27 protein-coding genes are annotated in these 24,114 nt (G+C 38.4%); 17 read left to right on the plus strand and 10 right to left on the minus strand.

The window, feature by feature from the left end; translation table 11 throughout:
* Positions 1–117: 117 nt before the first annotated feature.
* The 4 genes from J7E38_RS11000 (at position 118) to J7E38_RS11015 (ending at position 3,242) form a co-directional block, all read left to right on the plus strand.
* Positions 118–909, plus strand: a complete 792-nt coding sequence (locus J7E38_RS11000) for an alpha/beta fold hydrolase (RefSeq protein ID WP_214705796.1) — start codon at positions 118–120, stop codon at positions 907–909.
* A 71-nt stretch (positions 910–980) separates the two neighbouring features.
* The gene (locus J7E38_RS11005; protein WP_353049948.1) at positions 981–1,271 is read left to right on the plus strand and encodes a DUF3219 family protein; all 291 of its coding nucleotides are present in this window, start codon (positions 981–983) and stop codon (positions 1,269–1,271) included.
* A 3-nt stretch (positions 1,272–1,274) separates the two neighbouring features.
* Complete coding sequence (locus tag J7E38_RS11010; RefSeq protein ID WP_214705798.1) at positions 1,275–2,270, plus strand: LLM class flavin-dependent oxidoreductase; 996 nt, start codon at positions 1,275–1,277, stop codon at positions 2,268–2,270.
* A 255-nt stretch (positions 2,271–2,525) separates the two neighbouring features.
* On the plus strand, positions 2,526–3,242 hold the full coding sequence (locus tag J7E38_RS11015) for a YebC/PmpR family DNA-binding transcriptional regulator (RefSeq protein ID WP_214705799.1): 717 nt from the start codon (positions 2,526–2,528) through the stop codon (positions 3,240–3,242).
* A 47-nt stretch (positions 3,243–3,289) separates the two neighbouring features.
* On the opposite strand, the gene J7E38_RS11020 is transcribed toward J7E38_RS11015, so the two are convergent.
* Complete coding sequence (locus tag J7E38_RS11020) at positions 3,290–3,616, minus strand: Mpo1-like protein (protein WP_214705800.1); 327 nt, start codon at positions 3,614–3,616, stop codon at positions 3,290–3,292.
* A gap of 163 nt (positions 3,617–3,779) precedes the next feature.
* Here J7E38_RS11020 and J7E38_RS11025 point away from each other — a divergent pair, with 163 nt between their 5' ends.
* Positions 3,780–5,021, plus strand: a complete 1,242-nt coding sequence (locus J7E38_RS11025; protein ID WP_214705801.1) for an erythromycin esterase family protein — start codon at positions 3,780–3,782, stop codon at positions 5,019–5,021.
* A 40-nt stretch (positions 5,022–5,061) separates the two neighbouring features.
* Here the strand turns inward: J7E38_RS11025 and J7E38_RS11030 are convergent, their stop codons facing one another.
* The 3 genes from J7E38_RS11030 to J7E38_RS11040 are packed head-to-tail and all read right to left on the minus strand — an operon-like array spanning position 5,062 to position 6,806.
* Entirely contained in the window at positions 5,062–6,198 is a 1,137-nt protein-coding gene (locus J7E38_RS11030) for a zinc-dependent alcohol dehydrogenase (protein WP_214705802.1), read from the minus strand.
* Positions 6,199–6,213: 15 nt separating this feature from the next.
* On the minus strand, positions 6,214–6,576 hold the full coding sequence (locus tag J7E38_RS11035; RefSeq protein WP_214705803.1) for a spore coat protein: 363 nt from the start codon (positions 6,574–6,576) through the stop codon (positions 6,214–6,216).
* A complete protein-coding gene (locus J7E38_RS11040) occupies positions 6,576–6,806 on the minus strand; it encodes a hypothetical protein (protein WP_214705804.1) in 231 nt (76 codons plus the stop codon). Before J7E38_RS11040 ends, J7E38_RS11035 begins: the two co-directional genes overlap by 1 nt.
* 127 nt (positions 6,807–6,933) lie before the next feature.
* Between J7E38_RS11040 and J7E38_RS11045 the strand changes: the two genes are divergently transcribed.
* From J7E38_RS11045 to J7E38_RS11055, 3 genes are all read left to right on the plus strand, one after another.
* A complete protein-coding gene (locus J7E38_RS11045) occupies positions 6,934–7,143 on the plus strand; it encodes a hypothetical protein (RefSeq protein WP_214705805.1) in 210 nt (69 codons plus the stop codon).
* Positions 7,140–7,436, plus strand: coding sequence for a spore coat protein (locus tag J7E38_RS11050; protein ID WP_214705806.1), 297 nt, complete (start codon positions 7,140–7,142; stop codon positions 7,434–7,436). The genes J7E38_RS11045 and J7E38_RS11050 overlap by 4 nt, the downstream gene beginning before the upstream one ends.
* Before the next feature lie 153 nt (positions 7,437–7,589).
* Positions 7,590–8,639 carry a mechanosensitive ion channel family protein gene (locus tag J7E38_RS11055; protein WP_214705807.1) on the plus strand — a complete coding sequence of 350 codons (1,050 nt, stop codon included), beginning with the start codon at positions 7,590–7,592 and terminating at the stop codon, positions 8,637–8,639.
* Between the two features lie 121 nt (positions 8,640–8,760).
* On the opposite strand, the gene J7E38_RS11060 is transcribed toward J7E38_RS11055, so the two are convergent.
* Positions 8,761–9,405 carry an SDR family oxidoreductase gene (locus tag J7E38_RS11060; RefSeq protein ID WP_214705808.1) on the minus strand — a complete coding sequence of 215 codons (645 nt, stop codon included), beginning with the start codon at positions 9,403–9,405 and terminating at the stop codon, positions 8,761–8,763.
* Positions 9,406–9,639: 234 nt separating this feature from the next.
* Here J7E38_RS11060 and J7E38_RS11065 point away from each other — a divergent pair, with 234 nt between their 5' ends.
* Positions 9,640–9,831: a YbxH family protein gene (locus J7E38_RS11065; protein ID WP_214705809.1), complete on the plus strand. Its 192-nt coding sequence runs from the start codon at positions 9,640–9,642 to the stop codon at positions 9,829–9,831.
* An 83-nt stretch (positions 9,832–9,914) separates the two neighbouring features.
* Here the strand turns inward: J7E38_RS11065 and J7E38_RS11070 are convergent, their stop codons facing one another.
* Positions 9,915–11,156, minus strand: coding sequence for a dicarboxylate/amino acid:cation symporter (locus J7E38_RS11070; protein ID WP_214705810.1), 1,242 nt, complete (start codon positions 11,154–11,156; stop codon positions 9,915–9,917).
* Between the two features lie 205 nt (positions 11,157–11,361).
* Between J7E38_RS11070 and J7E38_RS11075 the strand changes: the two genes are divergently transcribed.
* Complete coding sequence (locus tag J7E38_RS11075; RefSeq protein WP_214705811.1) at positions 11,362–11,922, plus strand: class I SAM-dependent methyltransferase; 561 nt, start codon at positions 11,362–11,364, stop codon at positions 11,920–11,922.
* A gap of 71 nt (positions 11,923–11,993) precedes the next feature.
* Here the strand turns inward: J7E38_RS11075 and J7E38_RS11080 are convergent, their stop codons facing one another.
* On the minus strand, positions 11,994–13,220 hold the full coding sequence (locus tag J7E38_RS11080; protein WP_214705812.1) for an MFS transporter: 1,227 nt from the start codon (positions 13,218–13,220) through the stop codon (positions 11,994–11,996).
* A gap of 223 nt (positions 13,221–13,443) precedes the next feature.
* Here J7E38_RS11080 and J7E38_RS11085 point away from each other — a divergent pair, with 223 nt between their 5' ends.
* A complete protein-coding gene (locus J7E38_RS11085) occupies positions 13,444–14,403 on the plus strand; it encodes a nucleoside hydrolase (protein ID WP_214705813.1) in 960 nt (319 codons plus the stop codon).
* Positions 14,404–14,448: 45 nt separating this feature from the next.
* Here the strand turns inward: J7E38_RS11085 and J7E38_RS11090 are convergent, their stop codons facing one another.
* Positions 14,449–15,669: an MFS transporter gene (locus tag J7E38_RS11090; protein WP_214705814.1), complete on the minus strand. Its 1,221-nt coding sequence runs from the start codon at positions 15,667–15,669 to the stop codon at positions 14,449–14,451.
* 155 nt (positions 15,670–15,824) lie between these two features.
* On the opposite strand from J7E38_RS11090, the gene J7E38_RS11095 reads away from it, so the two are divergent.
* Positions 15,825–16,385, plus strand: a complete 561-nt coding sequence (locus J7E38_RS11095) for a flavin reductase family protein (RefSeq protein ID WP_214705815.1) — start codon at positions 15,825–15,827, stop codon at positions 16,383–16,385.
* A gap of 640 nt (positions 16,386–17,025) precedes the next feature.
* On the opposite strand, the gene J7E38_RS11100 is transcribed toward J7E38_RS11095, so the two are convergent.
* Together J7E38_RS11100 and J7E38_RS11105 are read right to left on the minus strand one after the other, a co-directional pair.
* Positions 17,026–17,769: an adenylate/guanylate cyclase domain-containing protein gene (locus tag J7E38_RS11100; protein WP_192472081.1), complete on the minus strand. Its 744-nt coding sequence runs from the start codon at positions 17,767–17,769 to the stop codon at positions 17,026–17,028.
* Between the two features lie 14 nt (positions 17,770–17,783).
* Complete coding sequence (locus J7E38_RS11105) at positions 17,784–18,314, minus strand: Pycsar system effector family protein (RefSeq protein ID WP_214705816.1); 531 nt, start codon at positions 18,312–18,314, stop codon at positions 17,784–17,786.
* Positions 18,315–18,612: 298 nt separating this feature from the next.
* Between J7E38_RS11105 and J7E38_RS11110 the strand changes: the two genes are divergently transcribed.
* From J7E38_RS11110 to J7E38_RS11130, 5 genes are all read left to right on the plus strand, one after another.
* The gene (locus tag J7E38_RS11110; protein ID WP_214705817.1) at positions 18,613–18,795 is read left to right on the plus strand and encodes a hypothetical protein; all 183 of its coding nucleotides are present in this window, start codon (positions 18,613–18,615) and stop codon (positions 18,793–18,795) included.
* An 81-nt stretch (positions 18,796–18,876) separates the two neighbouring features.
* Entirely contained in the window at positions 18,877–19,524 is a 648-nt protein-coding gene (locus tag J7E38_RS11115; RefSeq protein ID WP_214705818.1) for a hypothetical protein, read from the plus strand.
* Positions 19,506–21,488 carry a hypothetical protein gene (locus J7E38_RS11120; RefSeq protein WP_214705819.1) on the plus strand — a complete coding sequence of 661 codons (1,983 nt, stop codon included), beginning with the start codon at positions 19,506–19,508 and terminating at the stop codon, positions 21,486–21,488. Before J7E38_RS11115 ends, J7E38_RS11120 begins: the two co-directional genes overlap by 19 nt.
* A gap of 21 nt (positions 21,489–21,509) precedes the next feature.
* Positions 21,510–22,502: an ATP-binding protein gene (locus J7E38_RS11125; protein WP_214705820.1), complete on the plus strand. Its 993-nt coding sequence runs from the start codon at positions 21,510–21,512 to the stop codon at positions 22,500–22,502.
* Positions 22,503–22,537: 35 nt separating this feature from the next.
* Positions 22,538–24,097: a hypothetical protein gene (locus J7E38_RS11130; protein WP_214705821.1), complete on the plus strand. Its 1,560-nt coding sequence runs from the start codon at positions 22,538–22,540 to the stop codon at positions 24,095–24,097.
* The last annotated feature ends 17 nt before the right edge of the window (positions 24,098–24,114 follow it).

Below are 24,114 nucleotides of genomic sequence, written 5' to 3' on the forward strand. Positions count from 1 at the left end.
GAAAGTGTCAATAGAGCTGTGGTAATATCAGGCTAAATACATAAATATCAAACCTATAGATTAGTAAATGTGTTTCAGGGAATAAACTAATTAGTATAAAAGATTGGAGCGAATGGGATGAATACACAAAAAATAAAGGAAGCAGACACAGAAATCAGTTTTTATGATGAAGGCAATGGAAAACCGATCGTCCTTATACATGGTTTTGCCGGCGGGAAAGAATATTGGGATAAAATCCTTCCTGATCTGGCCAAAGAGAACAGAGTGATTGCCCTGGATCTCCCTGGACATGGTGGAACCGGCATGGGGAAGGAAGGTTATTCAATTGAGGATATGGCACGCTTCATAAAAGACTTTCTTGATCAATTAGGGATTGAGAATGTGACTATGTTTGGCCATTCACTGGGCGGCTATATTACTCTGGCATTTGCCGAGCTTTATCCTCAATATTTAAACGGGTTTTCACTGGTCCATTCCACGGCAAACGCGGACACTGACGAAGCTAAAAAAGGCAGGGACACGAATTCCGGGAAGATACAGGAGGAGGGTCCGGGTACATTTATCGAGGGACTTTCCAAAAAGCTCTTTTCTCCTGAAAACCTCGAGTTGAATATGGATGAAATTACAGATACGGTCAAAATCGGTCTTAAGACTTCTGTGAAGGGACTTGTCAGTGCAATGTCTGCTATGAAAAACAGGCTGGACCGGAATTATGTGCTCCAAGAGACTGAGCTTCCGGTGCTCCTGGTCGCTGGTGAACTCGACCAAATCGTCCCACCAGAGAAAACATTTACGGTTGATAAACCAAATATCCACAAATACATTATCAAAAACAGCGGACATATGAGCATGTATGAACAGCCCAAGGATCTGTTGAGGGCAATGAACGAATTCCTTGCCAAACTGTAAATGCCTATCAGCCTGTCCATTTAGGTCAGGCTTCATTTTTTCTAAACACCAAAATGGATGAATAGCAGGGAGTGTTGGTATTGGTTAAAGAAATCGTCTTAGATGGCTATCCTATCGAGATCATTAAATTTGAATATTCCCGTGAGCGTGGACCGCTTTTAGTCTCAGTTGAATTTCCGGTGACGAGTGAAAGCTACCATGATGTGACTACCTTATTGTATAAGGGTGAATTTGATGTAACTATTTCAGGTTACCCACCCTTTCGAGGAAAAGTTGTGCAATACTCTACTTCGGTTACAAACCTGTATGAAAGTGGGCAGGTGGGTCAATTCAAATTAGCATTGATCGAGGTGAAAAACTAAACCATGAAATTAAGCATTCTTGACCAGGCACCGGTCTCAAGTAACCAGACAGCCAGAGAAGCATTGGAGCAATCCGTCCTGCTTGCACAGGCAGCAGAGACATATGGATATACACGCTACTGGATTGCTGAGCATCATGATTTGCCAGGGTTGGCCTGTCCGGCACCCGAAGTAATGCTCCCTTATATAGGTGCTAGGACAAACAGGATCCGGATTGGTTCCGGCGCTGTTCTGCTGCCTCATTATAAACCGTATAAGGTGGCGGAAATATACAACATGATGGCAACCCTATTCCCGGACCGGATGGATATTGGGATTGGCCGTGCACCAGGCGGCTCAGCAGAAGTAACAAATGCGTTATCTGACCATTTCCTCAAGAGTGTATGGAAAATGCCTGAAACATTGAAGGATTTACTTCATTTTATCCATAATGATCACCCTGCTGGAAGCGAATCAGCTAAAATCAAGGCTGCGCCCCTTCCAGAAATCCCTCCCGAACCGTGGCTTTTGGGGACGAGCAAGAAAAGTGCGCTGCTGGCTGCGGAGCATGGCATGGCCTACGCATTTGGGATGTTTATGAGCGACAAGGATGCTATGGAAATTTTCAATCTCTATAAAGATTCTTTTCAGCCAGGGAGCATTCAAGCACCCAAAACACTCTTAGCTGTTTCGGTGATATGTGCTGAGACGACCGAACAAGCGGAAGAGATTGCTTTAAGTTCACTGTGCTGGAGTATGCAGAGGAAAAATGGGGAGGGACTAAGTGGAGTGCCATCCATTGCTGAAGCAAAAGAGTTCAATCTCTCATCCAGCGAAAAGGAAGAGCTAAGAATGATGCGGGAAAAGATGATCATCGGAGATCCTGCTGATGTAAAGGAAAGGCTGCTCGAATTACAGAACCAAACGAAAACAGATGAAATCATGATCATAACCATTACATATTCACCACAGGACCGTCTCAATTCCTATAAATTAATTGCAGAAGAATTATTACAATGATTGCCTTTTTATAGAGATTGTTCTCACGAAATCCAGTGGTTCATAGTGTACTGGTCTCAATAATTCAGGATGAACTGCACTTTCGAAATCATTCATGAGTATATTTTCTAAAATCCCTCCAGGCAGCAGAGGATTGTTTTCTATTAACAAATTGCCTTTTTAAGGTATAATATTATTTGTGAAATGCTGCATGGCTTTTATTCTAGTATCTTTAGCTTGCAGTTAACTGATATAACTTGAAAGAGAGTGGGATATATGGGTCGTAAATGGAACAACATCAAAGAAAAGAAAGCGTCCAAGGATGCGAATACCAGCAGGGTTTATTCTAAATTCGCATTGGAAATTTATGTTGCAGCCAGGCAGGGGGAGCCAAATCCGGAATCAAACCAGGCTCTGAAATTCGTCCTTGAGAGAGCGAAAACATATAATGTACCAAGAGTCATTATTGACCGCGCTATTGATAAAGCCAAGGGCGGAGGAGAGGAAAGCTATGCTGAGCTTCGTTACGAAGGCTTTGGCCCTAGCGGTTCAATGATCATTGTTGACGCACTTACAAACAACGTAAACCGTACGGCTTCGAACGTGCGCGCTGCCTTTGGCAAGAACGGCGGCAACATGGGAGTAGCCGGATCCGTTTCCTACATGTTCGATAAAACAGCAGTAATCGGTTTTGAAGGAAAATCAGCCGATGAAGCACTGGAAATTTTGATGGAAGCTGATGTCGATGCACGTGATATCCTTGAGGAAGAAGATTCAGTCATTATCTATGGTGAACCTGAACAATTCCACGCTATCCAGGAAGCCTTCAGAAATGCCGGTATTACAGATTTTACGGTTGCCGAATTGACGATGCTTCCACAAAATGAAGTCGCCCTTGATCCGGAATCACAAGACCAATTCGAGAAGCTTGTAGATGCTTTGGAAGATTTAGAGGATGTCCAGCAGGTCTATCATAACGTTGATTTGGCTTAATACAAACAACCCATTCCGTTAATGGAATGGGTTGTTTTTGTGTAAAATCATCCTGCCATTTTATATTTATCAAGTTCCTCAGCCAGTTTACCAAATAAAATTAACCGGTACATGCGAAAATCAGCACGCAGAGACCAGACAGGATGACCAAATGTAGCCGGCTTGTTGCCTTCAATAAAGAAATGGCTGAACCACGCGAAAGAGTAGGCGGTTAAAGGTGCCAGCAAAATCAGCCACAAATTCATTGTAAAAAGTGCCGCTAAGACAAATACAAAAACGAAACTTGTCCCGACAAAGTGCCAACTTCTTGTTGAGGCTTTACTGTGTTGTGATAAATAGAATGGCCAGAACTCTTCATAATTTTTAAACTCCATCTTAAACCTCCCAAAAATAGTTACTAATATATTTCTATCTCCGAATGAAAATCCCTCTAAATTTATTGATTCTGATTTCTTGGAGAAACTACGGGTAAATTATAAAGGTGATGATAATGGTCTTTAGCCAGAAGTAGATTACCCAAAGAAGTGGAGGTTCTGCATGGACAAAAACAAAATGCTTGTTCAATCTATTGAAGAACACGCAGTAAGAATTGATGCATATGATGACCTGGACACGATTGTAAACGCTGCGGCAAACAAAAGATATGTTCTGCTGGGGGAAGCTTCTCACGGAACTTCCGAGTTTTATACGATGAGGGCTGAACTCAGCAAAAGGTTAATAAAAGACTACGGCTTTTCGTTCATTGCAGTGGAAGGTGACTGGCCTTCATGTTTCACCGTAAATCAATATATAAAAGGGTACAGCAAAGCAGACGCTTATACAGCTTTAAAAGATTTTGACCGCTGGCCATCCTGGATGTGGGCGAATGAAGAGATCCTTGAGCTTGTGAAGTGGTTAAAAACCTACAACGAAACAGCAAAAAGTAAAACAGGCTTTTATGGCCTTGATGTCTATAGTTTGTGGGAATCCATGGAAGAGATTATCAGGCAGCTTGAAAATATTTCTCCGGCTGATGTCGAATCGGCAAAGCAGGCCTTTTCCTGCTTTGAACCATTTGAACGACGCGGGGAAAACTATGCAATTTCATCAGCTTATTATGGAGAAGATTGTACTGAAGAGGTCATCAAAGTACTTATTGACCTCCAGAAGAAACGCAAGCATTATCCAAAGGAGCAAGAAGGAGACTTAAACCTTGAAGTCAACAGCCTTGTCATGCTAGATGCCGAGCGTTATTACAGGGCCATGGCCAGAGGCGGAGCAGAGGATTGGAATATTCGTGATACCCATATGGTCACCGCATTGGAAAAAGTGATGGATGCCCATGGGGAAGATGCAAAAGCCATCATCTGGGAGCATAACACACATATTGGAGATGCACGGGCAACAGATATGGCGGAGGAAGGGATGGTTAACGTTGGGCAAATTCTGCGCGAGAAATATGGGGAACAGGTTTATGCCATAGGCTTCGGGACTCATCATGGCACAGTGATTGCCTCTGATCAATGGGGAGGAACAGTCGAGGTGATGGATGTGCCACTTGCTGAGGCTGGCAGCTGGGAGGATGCATTACATCAGGCAGGTGAATTCGATAAATATATATTATTCAACAAGAAAAATGAAGAGGCATTTAGCAATGTAGTCGGGCATCGTGCGATTGGAGTTGTCTATGATCCCGATCTGGAACACTTAGGCAACTACGTGCCATCCCGAATCGCTCAAAGATATGATGCCTTTATTTTTATAAATCAGACATCCGCTTTGATACCGCTATTTAAATAAACACAAAAACGTCCCCTTAGTGGAGACGTTTTTTAATGTGCTAAGGTTTAAGGACGACTTTGATGCAGCCATCTGTCCTGGTGTCGAAAATTTGATAGCCATGTTTTGCCTGATCCAGTGGGAGTACATGTGTAATGACATCACTTAAATCCATCTTTCGATTAGAAACAATGTCATAAAGAAAAGACATATATGGGATGACTGGGGCCTGTCCCATTTTCAAATCAACATTCCGCTGGAAAATATCGCCCAAGGGAAATGCATTGTACCTGCCTCCATATACACCAGTAATTTGAATCGTACCAGCCTTGCGCACAGCTTGTGAAGCGATCACCAGGCCGCCCATCGCACCTCCATGCAGCTTCAAGCCTGTAGCCAGGTATTCAAGGGGTGACATTTTTCCGCTCATGCCGGTGCAATCAATTACGATGTCAGCACCGCCCTTGGTGATTTCTTTCAAATATTCGCCGGTATTCTGATGTTCCTCTATATTGACTGTTTCCACTTTATTGGTCTTTTTCGCATGTTCCAGGCGATAGTTCAAATGATCGACAGCAATGACACGCTTTGCCCCTTTGTACCATGCAAACTTTTGTGCCAGCAAGCCAACTGGACCGCAGCCTAGAATCACAACTGTATCGCCGGATTTGACTCCTGCGTGATCGACGCTCCACAAAGCTGTTGAAGCCGCATCTGCCAGCAGGACCAGTTTTTCATCCTCGACTTCACAGTTTTCAGGTATTTTAAAAGGTGTGAAATTACCGTATGGAACACGCATGTATTCAGCCTGGCCGCCTGCATAGCCACCAGTTGTTTCTGAGTAGCCAAAAAATCCGCCCATTTCCCCATGAGGATTTGAATTATCACACTGTGAAGTGATGTCATTCTTACAATACCAGCATTCACCGCAGCTGACGTTGAAAGGAATGATTACCCTGTCACCTTTCTTTAGTTTTTCCACTCCAGGTCCCACTTCCTCGACTACACCCATTGGCTCATGGCCAATCACATAGTCAGTAGGAAGGTTGGGGATCATCTGATGAAGCAGGTGCAAATCGGAGCCGCAAATTGCCGAAGCAGTTACTTTTATGATAATGTCGTCCGAATTCTTTATTTGAGGGTCTTTTACATTTTTGACTTCTACATTCTTGCTGCCTTGATACGTAACGGCTTTCATATCATCTTGCCTCCTTTATTTATTTGGTGTCGCGAACATTCCAAGCCGGTCCGTGTCAATTGGGAATAGCTCCATCTTTCCAATACTCACTGCCATGTCTGCAGACTTCAAATCCAATTCAACTTGTTTCCCAACATCATGAGGATAAAGCCAGCCCTTTTCCATCATTAAATCCGAAAGTTCGGCATGGAGGTCAATGGCCTGTTCCATCTGTTTATATAAAGCCTCACGCAAGTCTCCATTGGCTGCTTCTGTCAAAGCAATACCGTAAGTATGTATCCCCGTTTTTATCCATAGAAGAAAATCAAGCGCAAAGGATGCATCTGCCATCTCGGGCATGTGCTCTGCACCCTGCGGATCTAGATAATCCATTTCCATTATTGGTCACCTTCTTTCGTCATTGGTTTTGTTCTTGCGCCTTCATAAAAGACCTTTAATTCATCAATTGCAGCAATCGATTGTTGCACATCTTTTTCCATGAGAGCCTTCAAGTCATTATCAAAACAAAGACCCTGCATTAATTTGGATTTTAGGACACTAATCGTTTTATAATTCAATATTTCATGGGCTTCCATTGTTTCGTGGAATGCAAGTGTATCTTTTTCCATAAAAATCACCTCCAGAATGAACATAGTTAATTTTCCAATAAGGGCAGCCGTTTATACAGCAGGGTGGAATAATGCTTTATTTTTAAAGGAAATATAAAGAGAAACGTTATTATTAGGAGAGATACCAATGACCAAATATCTGGGTATACACGAAACTCTCGAATTGCTTGAGGTATTGACATTCAAAACGGTCTCCTTGACCAAAGCCACCACAATGGGCTTACTTGTGAAAGATGTGAGACTGAAAGAAATCCTGACAAATGAAGTGACTGCATCGACTGCGCACATTGATCGCATGAAGGAGCTTTTGACCAGGAGGGAGGAGAATCGGGTATGACAAACATTTTGCATAATCTGGCTGGAATGGCAGGGATGACGGACCAGGTAATCGCAGCAGATTATTTGATTTCAATTAAATCAGCAATACGCAACCTATCTTTTGCGATCACAGAAACGGCCACCCCCGAATTAAGAGATGCTTTCCGTGAACAGTTAAGGTCCGCTGTAGAAAACCATGAAAACATCACCAACTATTTGATTGAAACTGGATTTTATCATCCAAACGACCTCAGTGAACAAATCAGAGTGGATCTGGATACTGCTGATATTGCTTTAAATCTTGCTGATTAAAATTCCAGAAGTTAAGGCTGCCGATTCAAAAAGAGGAGGCAGTCTTTTTGGATGAATGCGCAAGTACCTGAGGGCCAATACTTTAAACCCTGTACGTTTAATCCACTTGATTTTCAGGAATAGACAGATATATTGAAATGACAGGTGGTATTCATGATCGACACTTTTATCAGGGACATCTCGCGTGAGGAAATCATCAGACTTGCTGTTATTCTGGTGATCATCATCGTATTCAATTGGGGCATCAAAAAGGCGGCCCAGTTCTCTGCGGCAAAAAAATCGCGTTTTTTTCAAAAAGCATTGCCGATCATCGATTCTATGGCAGACTGGATCACTTTTTATGGCATCATCATTTTGTTATTGCTGACAATACCTAAAACTGAATGGCTTTTTTATACCATATACACTAACGGTGAAGTAGATGTAACTATCTTGCTGATCGTCATAGCCTTCCTCATCGTGTCGCTTGCGCACAGACTGGTTAAGCTATTCAATAAGTATATCCTTTCATCCGTTTATGACTATTATGGAGTGGACAGGGGCCTAGGCTATACATTTAATCAAATCATCTATTATATCGTGATGTTTGCAGCACTTGCTATAAGCCTTACAAGTGTAGGCATCAATCTGACTGCCATTGGTGCTGTATTTGGTGTGCTTGGCATAGGTATTGGATTTGGGATGAGAAATGTTGCAGGCAACTTTGTATCCGGGATCATTATATTATTTGAAAGGCCGATTGAAGTTGGAGAAATCATTCAAATCAATGATAAAGTAGGTCGTGTCGAAAAAATACGCTTAAGGTCCACGGTGATCCGCACGGCCAAAGAAGGGACATTGATCGTTCCTAATCAGTATTTTATCGAACAAATCATCAAAAACCGGACGAGTGCCCGGATGATGGCCCAGGTTCAGATCAGTGTGGCTTATGGGACAGATACCCATCAAGTGCAGACTCTCCTCGAGGAGGCCGTAAAGAAAATCAAGGAGAGGGAGAAGGGAATACTGGATCAGCCAGAACCTGATATCCGTTTTATTGACTTCCAAAGCAAGGCCCTGGAATTTCTGATTGAAATCCCGGTTGCGAATTTTGAAATCAAAGAAAAAATTGAAAGTAAATTACGCCATATGATTGCAGCAATTTTCATAGAAAATGAGATCCAGCTGCCGAGTATGACGTTTCAGGTGATTGAAAGTAACTGATTTTTAAATTAAACAGCCATCGGAGCAGGAAACAAAATGTAGAAATGAAAATGTAAGTAGAAGAGGATATAGTCCGCAAAAAAAGAGTTTACCAGGCTGGTAAACTCTTTTTCTTTTCCTTTTATAGAGTTTTTAGCGCTTCTGCCACATCTTTATCACCGGAAATTAAATCGAAGGATTTCCTGAATGTGTGTTCTTCATTCAAGCATGCCAGGATCGTTCTTGCTACATCATTTCTTGGGATTGTGCCTCTTTCCAGATTGTCAGCAACCTTTATTTTGCCGGTTCCTGCTTCATTCAGTAATCCGCCCGGCCTGATGATAGTATAATTCAAGTTGCTCTGCAGTAATGCACGGTCTGCATAATGCTTTGCAACGTAATAAGGTTTAATGGCTTCAGACCAATTTTCCCGTTTGTGTGCTTGCAGGGCACTGACCATGATAAACCTGTCGACTCCGGCCTGTTCTGCAGCTTCAACTGTCTTAACGGCACCATCCAGATCGACCAGGAGAGTTTTATCCAAACCTGTATGTCCACCTGAACCAGCCGCGAACACAACCGCATCGCAGCCTTTTGCTGCAGAAGCGATATCCTCCACAGTACCTTCCAGACTGGCGATTGCTGTTTCCACGCCTTTTTGTTCAAACTCCTTCGTCTGTTCAGGTTTTCTAAGCATTGCTCTAACTTCATGTTCTTTACTTTCTTTAAGAAGCCCGACTAGCTGTTTGCCAATCTGCCCATTTGCACCTACGACAAGTACTTTCATCAAGTTACCTCCTTGAAAAATTAGAAATAGTGTTAGCTTAATCATCGCCTGGCAAAAGCATCAGTTCTTAATTGATGGCATTACAGACGTATAAGTCCACATCTATATAATCTACCCTTTAATCAGGAATGTAAAAGAATTGAGTACCCCTAAGATGGTGAAGGATAAATAAGAGGTATTATCACTAGACAATGGGGAATACAAAGAAGGAAACGAAGCAGGAGGGATATTAAGATGGGTGCAATAGAGCGCAGTGGCTATGTATTTGAACCTGAATATAGTGTGATCAGTCAGGATGGAGCTATTCATGTTTACCATAAAGGGGAGTTTATCGAGGAGATTAAATTTTCTTTTGAGGGTGAAAAACCTGAACCAGATAAGATCGAGAAGTTAGTTGATGATTATTGTGACAGACATGAACTATGAGGGAGCAACCAAAGTTATAAGAGTTTCAAAATAAAAACAGCTGCCCGAAATCAATCGAGCAGCTGTTTCAGTACAGTTTGCAATTATGCTGTTACATTCTCCTCCATTTCAACCTCTCCAAATGTCTCTCCTTCAGAGCGGGCAACATACACAGCACAGGCAGCATCTCCAGTAATATTCACTGCTGTCCTGCACATATCAAGAAGGCGGTCAACCCCAAGAACTAATGCGATTGCTTCAACTGGCAAACCTACTGATGTTAATACCATAGACAACATGATCAATCCTACTCCAGGGACACCAGCTGTGCCGATGCTTGCAAGCGTTGCAGTCAAGATAACTGTCAATAGCTGGCCTAATCCTAATTCTGCACCATAGACCTGTGCTATAAAGATCGTAGCAACACCTTGCATGATTGCCGTACCATCCATATTGATAGTCGCACCTAGCGGCTGTACGAACCCACTGACACTCTTAGAAACTTTGAGGTTATTTTGCAAGGTTTTCATTGAGATCGGCAGGGTTGCCGCACTGCTTGAAGTACTGAAGGCAACAATCATAGCAGGGGAGAACTCTTTAAAGAATTTCACAGGATTCAATTTTCCAAGCATAGATACAGCCGATCCATAAACGATGACCATATGAAGCAACAGTACAAACAGTACGACAAACATGTATTTACCCATCGCGGCTATTGCCTCTAATCCCTGGCTGCCAATTGCTGTCGCAATCAAACCAAAAGCTCCATAAGGGGCAAATTTCATGACTGCCTGAACCAAATACATCATCACATCGTTTGCCTGTTCAACCAGCCTGATTAACCCGGCAGCTTTTTCGCCGATTCTAGCTATGCCAAAACCAATGATAATCGAGAACGCAATTACCTGAAGCATAGAGCCCTCGACCATGGCACCTAGAGGATTGGCTGGAATAATATTTAACAAAGTTTCAATCACCGGCGGCGCTTCGGCTGCTTCAAAGTTTGCGCCATCCAATTGGAAGCTGCCTGAGCCAGGTTGAACAAGAAGAGCCATTCCAATCGCCAAAACCAATGCAATACCGGTTGTGATTAAAAAGAAAGCAATGGTTTTGCCGCCGATTCTGCCAAGCTTTTTCGGATCACTGATTCCCGCTGTCCCCAGTATCAGTGAGACAATGACAATCGGGACAACAAGCATCTTAATCAAATTGACAAATATCTTTCCGAGAGGCACAAATACATAACTGTTGACGGTGTCAAAGGCTCCTGGCATGGCCAGGTTAAAAATAAGGCCAACAATGATACCAAGCCCCATACCATAAAGGATTTTGCGAGTTAGTGACATTTCATCTCCTCCTAAAAAGATATAAAATGAAAGCGCTTACTAAAATAACTGATAATTATAAATATTTAGTTATATTTAAAATATGCCTCAAAACGACTTATTTACCAATGTGTTTTCTGTATATTTTAAAAATAAAACCATATAAGAGAACTGTTTTATTATGGTATATTCGTGATAACTCCAGTTTAAGAAGGAAGGGATATGATTGGATTCTCAAGAAAAATGGAATTTAAAATACAAGGATCGATTGACTAAAAAGATACAACCAGAACCAAATACTAGGTTACTGATGCAGTCAGGCTATTTGAACGGTGGGGAAGCACTCGACATTGCGTGTGGCCTTGGCGGCAATAGCTATTATCTTGCAGAGATCGGTTATGAAGTGACAGCAATTGATATTTCGGATGTGGCTGTTGACTATGTTCAAGAGCAGGCAGCAGGTAAAAAGCTGAATATTACCGTTAAAAATGCTGATCTTACAAAAGAAACACCGGTTTTAACAGGCCGGAAATATGAATTGGCGGTGCTGACTTACTATTTAGATCGTTCATTGTTTCCACTGATGAAGGAAGTAATCAAAGCAGATGGATATTTGTTCATGGAAACCTTTTTTCAAAATGGAGCTTCAGGAAACCAGAATGTTTCGAATCGATACAAACTGGAATCGAATGAATTGCTGAAAGAATTCGGTGACTGGAGAGTTCTCTATTTCGAGGAAAATGAACAGGAAGGACGTCAGACAATTTTTTGCCAGAATCAGCGATAGATTTTAACTTTATAGAAAGAAAAAGCAGAACCAAATCAATCCTCTGTTTCTGCTTTTTCAAAGAAATACAGTTAAATAGTTTCTGCTATAACTCTACGTTCCAGTTTCAAAGCAACAAACAAGAAAGAGAACGCTGCAGCCATCCTGAATAGCGAAATTAGATTCATAGCTGTAGCCATGCCCATGCCATTAAGAAGCATGACACCCATTTGCGGAGCAATGAATCCGACGATTGAAAGCAGGAAGTTATAATTGGCAATATAGTTCGTCCGGCCTTTTTCTGGTGATGCCTTAAGGAGCTGGTTGAATAATAGCAGGTTTGTTCCAGATACAAACAAGCCAATCCACAGATTGATTAAAGTTAGGTAAACAAGATTACTTGAAAGTATGGTTAAAGCAGGAGCTGTTGCCATACCTGCTGCGGCGATGAATAATACAAAGCTGTTTCCCCGCCGGTCTGCTGCATTCGCCCACCATTTTATACTGATAATTTGTGCAAGCTGATTCGTGACAGAAAATAGGCTTAACCATAAAGCAGTCGCGTTTGCCTCTTTAATTTGATAGATACTGAATAGTGACCATGCCATCTGTGCAGTAAAATTGAATAGTAACGCGGATATAACGAATGCTAAAAAAGGTTTATGTTTAAAGAGATGAAGTGAAAACTTCTTTCTTTTTTCTTCTACAATCTCTTCATTTTTTCTTCTTTCAGGCTCCTTGTGTTTTATAAGAAAATATACCTCTGCTGCCGCAAACAGAAAGGCAGCAATAAACAATACCTGGTATGGAAAAGCATGACCTTTATCAAACTGTTGCAGAAACACTCCTGTACTAAAAGTTACAGCCATAGCGGCAATCGTATTGTATCTATTTCGTGAGCTGAAAAATTCTCCTCTTCGCTTTTCGGGTACCAGATCACCGATCATGGACTGCCACGACAAACCTGATAAAGCACCTGGGAAGTTAAGCAGAGCGATCAGGATCACCAGCGCCCATGCTGCAAACGGAGTCCCGAGAAATGGAACGAAAAGAATCAAGCTGAATAGCAGGCGGGTAACGAATGTTGAAATGACCGCAAAGTTCTTTTTACTTTGTACACGATTCAGCCAAATGGCCCCTGGAATCAATGCAAGCATTCCTATAATTGAAGGAAGGGAGACAATCAGCCCGATCTGCTGGTTTGTGGCTCCGAGAACACTAATGGCGAATAAAGGAATATACCCGTTGACCATATTGGTAGCTGCGGTGGAAGCAAGTCCGTTATAAATGCTCCACTTTTCATTTTCGTAAAATCTCAATCTATTTTTTCCCCTCTCAAAAAAATCACACGAGATGGATTGTACGATTTTGCTTCTCAATAGGCAAGAGAAGCAAGTAAAAACAGTACAATCAGCATACCTTCTCAATAAAGAACAAAGCTCCATTTTCTAACGAAATTCAAGCCTAATTCAAAAAGAGAATGAAACACTGAAGGGTTAGAATATAATAAAACAATGTCAATGAAAAAGAGGGAGGGGAGCCATGTACAATATCCTTTTGTTCACGGATTCCGGGGTGGATGATTCTCTGGCCCTGATGTATGCCTTGCTGCATCCGCAGCTGAATGTTGTAGGTGTCGTAACCGGTTATGGAAACATCACAAAAGAACAGGCAATTAATAATACAGCCTATTTATTGCAGCTGGGAGGGAGAGAGGAAATACCGATCATCGCTGGCGCATCAGGCCCCTTATCCGGTGAACTGGCAACCTTTTATCCAGAAATCCACGGCCCTGAAGGTCTTGGGCCAATCAGGCCGCCAGAGGATTTTGGAGAGGTAGAGGTATTTGATATTGATAAGATCCTCGATCTTGTGAATGAGTACCCAGATAATCTAGTGATTGTCGGTGTCGGAAGGCAAACGGAACTGGCCATCCCATTTATCCTGTATGGAGAGGATGCCTTCAAAACTGTTAACGCCTTTTATATCATGGGAGGAGCATTCCTCGTTCCCGGAAATGTCACAGCAGAAGCTGAAGCGAATTTTTATGCAGATCCGATTGCAGCCAATCAGGTCCTGGAAAAGGCAAGAAATGTTTTTCTTCATCCGCTGAACATTACCAATAAAGCCATTATCCCGCCAGCTGTAATCGACTACCTTGCAGAGAACAGCCAGTCTCCTTTCAAAGATCTGATCAAACCTGTATATGATTATTACTTTGAAGCATACAAAGAAAATGTACCTGGCATCCAGGGAGCGCCGTTGCATGATGTGATCACTTTAAGCGCTCTCGTGAATAGAAACCTGGTCAAATATCTGCCAAGAAGGGTAACCGTCGAATTGTTCGGCCGCGCGAAAGGGAAAAGCATGGCAGACTTCAGACCGAAACCAGAGCCTGAACCGGAAGAGGAACTGGATTGGATCGGCATGGAGGCAGACATACCGGCTTTTATCGAAGATTTCACCCTTATTTTCATGGGTAGTAAAACAACTAAAGCATAAACGAAAAGAACTCCCTCAGAGTAAAAGGGAGTTCTTTGTGATGGATCATAAGCTTTGTTTTACTTCTTTATACTTTCTTGTGTTGGCATTTGAAACGAGGATCACAATAATACTAGAGGTAATCAATGTTCCATGGAAAATCCAGACCATTTTTGCCAATGAAAGAGCCTCTAGCAGGATAGGTGCAACCACAAATCCCAGCGCAAATCCCAGTGACTTTAATAGCATGCCAACTCCAAATATTCTGCCTCTAATATAATTATCCGTTTTCTGAAGAATGGTAGCATGCAGGGTGGTGAAGCATGCATCAAAGATTCCCGTAAAGAAAGCAAACAATAAGACAATCCAAATATTTATATTCGAGAGAAACGTTATAAAACCAGCTGACATCAGGATGGCTGAAACAAAATAGGTACGATACAAGTGCTTTCCATTGATAAAATTCATCCTTGGCAAGAGAAGGGTGGCCAATACAGAGCCTATTCCCCAGACGCCCCAGATCAATCCGTATATCAAGCTTTGTTTGCTCGTATCGATAGCGTCAGCCAACAAAGGAATTCCCAGGTTATGTGAGGCACCGGCGAATGACCCGACGAGAAAAATGATGTTTATGTATAACAACATCGGCACAGACAGAATGAAAGAATATACTTCTTTTAAGTCTTTGCCAATCTGGGATACTTTTTCTTTCACTCCAGACGTTATAAGATTTGTTCCGACAGCTGCAGTTGTTTGCCATTTGATTTTGATCAGAACGGCTGCTGATAACAAGTAGGTGGCTGCGTCGATGATCAAGGTAACCTGGTATCCAAGAAAATCAGTAATCACCCCAGCACCAATGAACCCAAAAACGAGACTAATCGATGTCAATCTTGAAATCAGCGCATTAGTTTCGAGGACCTTATCCTGGCCAAATATTTGCGGAATTTCAGCACTGTAGCTTACAGCAAAAAAACTGCTTGTCAAACCGATCAGGAAGCATACAATCAGGATCATCACTGGATTAGGAAAGGGAATTAAGCTAAGGATGATGACTGCGCGAAAAATATCGGTCCAAATCATGATTTTCCTGCGGTCAAAACGGTCTGCGAGGACACCGGAAAATAAGCTTGATAAGACTCCGCCCAAGGTACGGAACGCCATTGTCGCAGCAAGCCAGCCAGGACTTCCGGTCGCAATATACATTAAAACATTGATTGCAATTAAATCCATAAAAGTACCGAGATCGGAAAATGCTTTTACATAAAGAAATACTTTGCGGTTCATAAGAAGTCTCCCTTAATTCTGTGGTGGTATAGTCACTCTGTTTTATTTTAAAGATTTCGAATTTACTTCGCAATACGAAATTTCAGTTTTTTGTTATAATATGAATAAATCTGACATTGGAATCTCTAAAATCATATACAGAGAGGAATTAAATAATGATCCAAAGAGTCAATCAAACCGTGATGCATAGTTATCCAGGAATGGTGGCCCTTGTAACGGTTAGTCATGAAGGCGAAAAGAATATTATGGCAGCCGGCTGGCACACCTATATTTCCTATGACCCGCCAATTTATGGCGTAGCAATCGGCCGTGAACGTCATACATATCAATTAGTTAAAGAGGCAGGTACATTCGCAATTAACTTTGTCCCATTTGAAAACGCAGCAATCATTCAGCAAGTGGGTGTATATTCAGGATCCGAAATCGACAAATTCGAGAAAGCGAATATCCTATTTGAACAGGGCTTATCAACAAACTCACCTATCCTGAGTGACGCATACATAGCATACGAATGTGAAATCATTGACCGGAATAGCTATGGTGACCATGACTTGTTTGTTGCCAATATCGTAGAATTTTACAAAGATCAAGATCAGTTTCTTGAAAATGGTTTGCCGAATCTCAAGAAATTATCGATTCCGCTTTATCTGGGAAGATCTCAATATACGAGTGTGAATGATAAAAGTGAACTTATAGCACATAAAGTTGAGGAATAGTGAGCAGTATAATCAGGATAAAATGTCAGCATGGATTATTTTATCCTGATTACTTTAAGAAGGGTGAGATGTACGTTGAAGAGAATCGTCCTACATTTGAATATAAGGAAAACGCTTAGAAAACAAGATTCTTTTTGTTATGTAGGTATATTCTCTTCACTTTTTTATTGAAGAGAATATACCTACATATAATTAAAATGAAGAGAAAGTTCCAACATAATTAACATAAGCATTCCGATAAAGGAGGGAATGGTAGCAATGAATTAAAAACTGACCTTTAGGTTATTACTTTTCCACGAATTATTAATAGGTGGACATTGGTAAAAAATTTTATAAAGAATGCACTTGTAGTCTAAACTTACCTTCTAAAGGAAAAGAACTATTAACAAAAAACCAATGATTTTTCATCTGTAAAAGTCGTATTATTATTTGTTAAGCTATTTTCTTTATTTAATAGGCCTGGTTGGTTAAATTCGAATTAAAAATCAGGTTACAATTTTTCTCGAAATCGGGGAAACTAATAAGTATAACAATAATTTTTATGATTACTTAAAAAAGCCTAAATCAATTACGGGTTTAGGCTCAGAGTAAGTTTTTTAATGAGGTTTATTTTAGTTATGTATAAACTAACAAGAAAATTTTATAATACACTCCACCTATAATTTGTGAAATAAAAAGTTTCCTGTTTACCATTGTAAGTGAAGCTCTCGGAATTCCACATGTTTATTTTTTCGTCGACTCCAAAAATATTTTTCCGGGTGTGAAATTTTACATTGTCATTTAGATTGTGATATACATACCTAGAAATACAAATATGATTAGGAGCTTTAGCCAAGTCACTTAGTCTTACAGCTTTATTCACTGCATTACCTGCCCAAAAAAGACCTTTATTATTTAAGTCTCCACCAATACCAATTTTAGTACATAATATTTTTCCATCGTCTAAACCGATTCCAAAATCTATTGCCGAATATTTACTTAACAGCTTATTAATGCCACTTTCTTCATGGGATATCATATACTTCATTTGCATTGCTGCTTGAACAGCACTACTTAATGTATTTTTTGAAGTTCCTGGAAAGTAGACTAACATACTGTCCCCATTAAAACTCCGTACAGAACCTCCTAATGCATGAGCAAGGGTGGTAATTGTATGGAAATAAGCCATGTGAATTTTTGCAACTGTTGATTTATTATGATTGTTTAATATTCCTGTTGAACCTCGCATGTCTATATGTAGAACCGTTGCTTCAAATTTAACTCCTTTGTTACCGAAAGTTAACTTTTTATCATCTATATCTGGAACATAGTCGACATCTTCTACGACGAAATTTGTATCCATTATTTCCTTAACTTTTTTCGTAATGCTATCTTTTTTTCCCATTGTTATACCTCTTTTCAAACAATATAAGAAAGTAAAATAAAAAACAAAAGTATTATACCTGTTAGAAGCAAATGATTAGTCGTTTTAGCGAAATAAACTGTTTTCTTATCCAGAATTTTTGACACTTCAAACACTTGTCCTAAAAGATCCACTGTTAAAGCATCCTCATCCATGCTCTTATACTGATCAATTAATTGTTCCTTTCCAATTTTAGAAATATGATAATAATAAAATAATGAAGATTCACCAGTCTGATAATGTTTAGCAGTTCGAGGTTTTAAAATTAAAACAATAATTATATAGAATTGGTAGGTAATAAATAATACCAACGCTAAACCGGTTATAAGTGTTAGGAAAGAAAGGATTTTCTCGTTTAAGCCATTAATTTCATTTATATTTACAAAGCTTAATTTTTTTGAAAATTCTATAAAAGCAGTTAGAAGAAATCCATATAATACGAGTAACGCACCAGCTTTTTGATCAATAAATTTTATTAAGTCTTGTATGTTTTTAAAGTTTTCGAAAATCATCTCACGTTTATCCATTTTAATATCACCTTCTTTACTGTTGGTTTGTAATTATTTCCAATGAACAATATAATTCTACCATAAAATAAATTGTTAAAGTACACTCTAACTCAAACGAGAATATCTGTTTAACTACAAAAATTTAACAAAGCTTTTATACGTAAAATTGTTATAGAAATTGAAAAAAATTTATTCAACCGATTTTCTTAACGTCTACCTCAGGGAAGGCGTTTTTTTAATAAAAAACTAGTAATGACTTATAATTTTTGAAATACGTGGATAACATGACAATACACAGTAAAGGGAGTGATAAATTATGAAATTCATAGAAATCAAATTAACCAAACATTCTATTTATCTAACAGAAGAAGAAATTCGTAGGTTACTATCAAACCAACCAGAAGTATATACAGAAGGTATTAAAAGAGGGAAGGCCTTCAAAAGAAGCAACCAATTGAAGGAACGAATAAAAAACAAACACAATGAGGAAATAAATTGAGTATTTCCCATTACTTTATATATTCATAGATATTTCAAATTAGAGTAAGCTATATGTAATTTATGAATCGAGGTGTGACAAGTGTATGAACCGCATCCTATAAAGAGGAACAGCTCTTTTTATAAGAATTATTGGGAGGCCTATAGTCCTAAATTAAAACGTGATGTCTGCTATCTTGGACAAGCGAATTATGAATTATGGCTGCTGATTGAAATAAATCATGAAATAATATCATTTTGTGAACGTCCTTTAGTGATATCGGGTGTTTTTAATAAGAAAAAAATCGAAGTAATTCCTAACTTCTGGCTAAAATACAAAAATGGCCAGGAAAGCCTTGTAATAATTGAAGCAAGCAAAAGTGAGAAACAAAAAAGAGAAATTACCTTTTTAGCAGAATGGTGCAAGAATAATAACAGACAATTAGAAGTAAAAGAGTATTCTTATCTATTAAAAAATCAACTATTAATAAATAATGCAAAGCGGATAATCCCTTATCTCTCTAACTCTTATCCCTTAGATATAGATATACATAAAGTTAGTAAATGTCTATCTTTTGAGAAAAGGACAATTAAAACGATTCTTAATGAATTAAAGGACTCGATTACTGAGCAAAGAATCATAGTCGCTCTTTATAACTTAATATTCACTAACAAAATAGCATCCAATTTACACTTAAAACCATTAAATATAAATACGGAGGTGTGGCTCCATTGTCCAGAAGACGAATAACAGAATCATACGACAACGAATTATTAAATACAGCCAATTGGCCAAGGGCAAATTTGAATGTCATGACCGATCAAGATTTGGAGACTTATAAAAAAAGAAAAAAAGCTGTAGAGATGTTTATAAAAGGTGATTCTCTTAATGAAATAAAGATAGAGACTGGCATAGATAGGAAAGAAATTAATAGTTTTTTCAAGAAGTGCTTGTATGAAGATAAGTTTGGAATAATTTATGGATTTAATGCATTAATACCTGGAAAGACAATCAAACAATATAACAGAAAAGAGTTACCAAACTCTACATCAAAGAAGCACTATAATCAGCAGTCTGGAGCGTTTAGACTTTTGTTAAAAACCTATCCAGTATTACAAGAATTGATTGATACTTTATTTTTTAAAAATAAGAATAAGTCTCTAACCGACCCTGTTATGAAAAAAAACATAATACATAAAAGGTTTATTGAGAAATGTAGAGAGCAAGGATTAAAAGCGCCTTTTGATTACCCCTTTAACACTAAAGAGTTAGCAAAAAGATCTTTATATAGCTACCTACAGAAATTAGAAGAAGCTAAAATGTCTGAGGTAAGCTATAGATACAACAATGAAACTGAACATAATAATAATATAAATAGTCACTTTAATGAACAAGCACCTACCCACTTAAAACCATACGAAAGGGTCCAATTTGATGGACACAAAATTGACCTATCCCTTTCATTAACTTTCGAAACACCTTCTGGCGATGAAGTTACTAAGGTTTTAGATCGAATTTGGTTATTAGTGATCATGGATGTAGCTTCAAGAGCAGTTCTTGGATATTACATATCATTAAATAAAGAGTACAATTCAAACGATGTTCTGCAATGTGTGAAAAAATCAATAGAGCCTTGGAAGCCTCTTAACTTAACTATTCCTGGATTAAAATATCCACCTAATGGAGGACTACCATCAGGACTTATAAAAGAATCAATGTGGGCTTTGTGGGATGAATTTTATTATGACAATGCTAAAGCCAATTTATCCATCATAGTAAGGGACAGAGTAAAAAGAATCATAAACTGCAGAGTAAACGCTGGCCCAATCAAATCCCCAACCAAAAGGTCTTTGATAGAGAGATTTTTTGGAATACTTGAGGAAAATGGTTATCACCGACTACCAAATACAACAGGCAGCAATCCTAAGGATCCTAGAAGAAATAACCCAGAAAAACAAGCTCTTAAAATTAAGATGAATATAAACGACCTTGAAGAATTAACAGATGTGTTAATTGCTGATTATAATTCTACACCTAATGAAGGAACAAGTTATTCAACGCCATTAGAAGCATTACAACACAGAATAAATAAAGACCCAATTATACGCCAACTTCAGGAAGAGGAGCGAGACAATATTCCATTTTTATGTGTTGAAGCTAAACGGAAAGTAAAGGGAAGTATAGAGCAGGGAAGAAGACCGTATATTCAGTTTGAAAACGTAAGATATACAAATGAACTTTTACTTAGGTCCCCAGGCTTAATAGGAAAAACACTGGATTTAGTTATAAATATTGATGATGTAAGGTTTTTAACTGCATATTTACCAGATGGTTCAGAACTAGGAAAATTAGTAGGAAGCGGTTATTGGGGGAAAACAAAGCATAGCTTGGCTTTAAGGAAAGAGATTTTTAGTTTGAGAAATAAAAAACTCATTCACTTTACCACAAAAAATGACCCTATTAAGGCTTTTCAACAGTATTTAAAAGAAAAAGCAATCACACATAAAAGATATAGAAATAAATTAAATTCATTAGAAAAAACTTTAGCAAATGAACAAGAAGTAGCCAAAAACATACCAGATACATCCGAGAGGGAAGAGGTTAATACGTCCAAATTAAACAATGTAAGTCCCATTAAAATAAATACTAAAGACACGATGCCAATTGTTGAATTAGAAAATAAAAAAAGATTAAAGAGAACATTAACCTTCTAATGAATTGTCGAGGTAATAATTATGGAACAAGCAAATCAAATTCAAGTTTCTCAGAACTTAGGTCGTCCAATAATATCAAAAGGCAGTCATCCGATCGAAACAGGTAGATATTTGCTGGCAACAAACGAAATCCAAAAATTGTACCTTAAAATACAGCAGTGTTTAAATAACCGTTTTCCTGGTGCCATAATATATGGTCGTCCGAGACTTGGTAAAACAAGAGCAATAAAGTATCTGACTCATATACTTCCCAATGAATTTGATGGTTTACCTATTTATTTTATCACTTGTCGGAAGTATAAAAACCCTAATGAAGCTGTTTTTTTTGAGGATCTTTTAATCGATGTTGGACATGGAACTCCTTTTTCTGGGAAGGCAAATGTTAAACGACAAAGATTGCTAAAATTTCTAATTCAAGAAGCTGAAGTCTCTAGACAAAAACGAATAGTACTTTTCATAGATGATGCGCAAAGATTACACGAAATACAGTATGGATGGCTGATGGATATTAATAACGAGTTGGATAGATTTGGCGTCTCTTTAACGGTTTTTTTAGTAGGTCAACAAGAGTTACTCGATCAGAGGTCTGTATTTCTTGAATTAGGACAAGCTCAAATAATTGGCAGGTTTATGGTACAACAACATAAATTTGAGGGAGTATGTAATCGCTCAGATATGTATGAATGCCTACTAGGTTACGATGAAGATTGTGAATTCCCTTCAAATAGTGGAGTAAGCTTTACTAAATATTATTTTCCTGAAGCGTTTGTAAATGGATTTAGATTGGCAAATTACACAGATGAGTTGATGGAAATTTATACAGAAATGAGAAGAGAAGCTGGACTAAGTTCTCGATTTGAAATCCCTATGCAATATTTAACTTTAGCCATAGAATTTGCCTTAAAGAAATATGGTGTTGAAGGTGAGGATTTGAACTCTATTTCAAAAACTCAATGGATCGATGCCATTAAATACTCAAGTTATATAGAATCTGAATTATATAGTGCTATCTAATTATATTAGACTGCGTTAAAAGGGTTGAAATTATTTTGAATCGCATACATCTAGAACCTTCAGAAACACTAAGCTCAAGGTTGACATGGGATATTAAGTGGATAGCCGATTTTGAATCACCTTGGGGCATTATTGAAAAAATCAAGCATGCAAACTTAATTCCCTCAAAAGAGTTTTTAAAAATATGTGGAACAGAACATGTTAAGGGATTAAAATCAAATATTGGTTGGAATCACCGGGAGTTATTAACCTTAAAAGGAATTGATGATAATCAATTTAAACATTATTTCGGTTTTTCTATAAAAGAATATAATAATAATCTTATTGATATGCTTTGCAAACCACTTTTTGATGGAAAGACAAATATAAATAAATACTTTCATAGCAGCCTTTATATTTGTCCAACTTGTATTAGAAAAGGATATCATAGTGTTTTTCATCAACTTAGGATTATTGACGAATGTCCTTTTCATGGTCAAAAACTTATTCAGGCTTGTGAACGTTGTAGCAGATGGTACCGAAATGACTTTGGTTATGAAATAACCAATAAAGCTACTCTTCCATTTCACTGTAATTGTGGGAATGGATATTTAGAAGTGAATGACGAGCTATTCCCTGACTGGTATAGCCCGAGAATGGAAGATATAAAATCAATAGAATTAAAAAGATGGATAACTTTAAATGAAGAAGAGTTAAAAGTGTTACAAGGAACCTATTTTTTACAACATAAAGATTTTCCTTTGCAAAATAACCTTTTGAAAAAAATGATAACTTTAATTTCTGACATACCGCATTTTAATAAGGGTAGGATGGTATCTAATGGTTCAATATCTTATTCAAAAATTAAGGAAAATATGGATCCATTATTACTTCTCGATAGATTTCCCTATAGAAATCCCCATTTAAATGTTATAGATGATATATTTTTATCCACCAGGCAAACGGTAAAAGCTATCAGTAGGAAAATTCGTAAAGAGGTCTATAAAAATCACCGAAGCTGCCTAAAGCGAATGAAGAATCATCTTAGAGTGAGGGAAGAGGATGATTCCTTTTTTTGCCCAATAGCTTTCGCTTACCTAGAAAACAGGAAAAATTTACAAGGTTTTAATGAACTAACAAGTGTTGATAATCGATATTCCTATGAAGACAGATTAAATGACGAAGGATTCGATGTTGCAAATAGAATTGATAGAAACTTAATTCTGGCTATGACAAAAGATTTGATTCGATCAGATAATTTTAATTTTAATGTACCTAAATTAGAGTGGGTTATTAATAGAGTAATTGCCCATTTATATTCACACCATTTTATTAGTTTGCTTAACTCTTTACCTACCATAAATAGAGAAAATGGTAGTATTAATTACACTAAATATACAAATTTAAATCAAATCTTAATAGTAAATTCCAGGTTAGACAACTGTGATAAGATTTATTGGGTGGATTATTTACCTGATTATAGTAAATTAATTACAAAATATAGTGAACTTTGTCCGAATAAAAGTGTGAAACAAAGAAGAATTAAAGTTTCTGAAAATAGTTATAACCCAAGGAAACTAGCAATAGAGAAATTGGATTCAAGAAGAAAAAATTAAATATATTTTATGCTGCT

This window comes from Bacillus sp. ISL-35 (genome assembly GCF_018613355.1).
Lineage (GTDB): Bacteria > Bacillota > Bacilli > Bacillales > Cytobacillaceae > Mesobacillus.

Coding starts and splice junctions, on each gene's coding strand:
- J7E38_RS11070 (WP_214705810.1), bottom strand. CDS start 11,156: ATGTCACTAACTCGCAAAATCCTTTATGGTATGGGGCTTGGTATCATT.
- J7E38_RS11000 (WP_214705796.1), top strand. CDS start 118: ATGAATACACAAAAAATAAAGGAAGCAGACACAGAAATCAGTTTTTAT.
- J7E38_RS11045 (WP_214705805.1), top strand. CDS start 6,934: ATGACCAAATATCTGGGTATACACGAAACTCTCGAATTGCTTGAGGTA.
- J7E38_RS11110 (WP_214705817.1), top strand. CDS start 18,613: ATGAAATTCATAGAAATCAAATTAACCAAACATTCTATTTATCTAACA.
- J7E38_RS11060 (WP_214705808.1), bottom strand. CDS start 9,405: ATGAAAGTACTTGTCGTAGGTGCAAATGGGCAGATTGGCAAACAGCTA.
- J7E38_RS11035 (WP_214705803.1), bottom strand. CDS start 6,576: ATGGAAATGGATTATCTAGATCCGCAGGGTGCAGAGCACATGCCCGAG.
- J7E38_RS11020 (WP_214705800.1), bottom strand. CDS start 3,616: ATGGAGTTTAAAAATTATGAAGAGTTCTGGCCATTCTATTTATCACAA.
- J7E38_RS11030 (WP_214705802.1), bottom strand. CDS start 6,198: ATGAAAGCCGTTACGTATCAAGGCAGCAAGAATGTAGAAGTCAAAAAT.
- J7E38_RS11105 (WP_214705816.1), bottom strand. CDS start 18,314: ATGGATAAACGTGAGATGATTTTCGAAAACTTTAAAAACATACAAGAC.
- J7E38_RS11100 (WP_192472081.1), bottom strand. CDS start 17,769: ATGGGAAAAAAAGATAGCATTACGAAAAAAGTTAAGGAAATAATGGAT.
- J7E38_RS11095 (WP_214705815.1), top strand. CDS start 15,825: ATGATCCAAAGAGTCAATCAAACCGTGATGCATAGTTATCCAGGAATG.
- J7E38_RS11085 (WP_214705813.1), top strand. CDS start 13,444: ATGTACAATATCCTTTTGTTCACGGATTCCGGGGTGGATGATTCTCTG.
- J7E38_RS11015 (WP_214705799.1), top strand. CDS start 2,526: ATGGGTCGTAAATGGAACAACATCAAAGAAAAGAAAGCGTCCAAGGAT.
- J7E38_RS11025 (WP_214705801.1), top strand. CDS start 3,780: ATGGACAAAAACAAAATGCTTGTTCAATCTATTGAAGAACACGCAGTA.
- J7E38_RS11010 (WP_214705798.1), top strand. CDS start 1,275: ATGAAATTAAGCATTCTTGACCAGGCACCGGTCTCAAGTAACCAGACA.
- J7E38_RS11040 (WP_214705804.1), bottom strand. CDS start 6,806: ATGGAAAAAGATACACTTGCATTCCACGAAACAATGGAAGCCCATGAA.
- J7E38_RS11065 (WP_214705809.1), top strand. CDS start 9,640: ATGGGTGCAATAGAGCGCAGTGGCTATGTATTTGAACCTGAATATAGT.
- J7E38_RS11050 (WP_214705806.1), top strand. CDS start 7,140: ATGACAAACATTTTGCATAATCTGGCTGGAATGGCAGGGATGACGGAC.
- J7E38_RS11090 (WP_214705814.1), bottom strand. CDS start 15,669: ATGAACCGCAAAGTATTTCTTTATGTAAAAGCATTTTCCGATCTCGGT.
- J7E38_RS11055 (WP_214705807.1), top strand. CDS start 7,590: ATGATCGACACTTTTATCAGGGACATCTCGCGTGAGGAAATCATCAGA.
- J7E38_RS11125 (WP_214705820.1), top strand. CDS start 21,510: ATGGAACAAGCAAATCAAATTCAAGTTTCTCAGAACTTAGGTCGTCCA.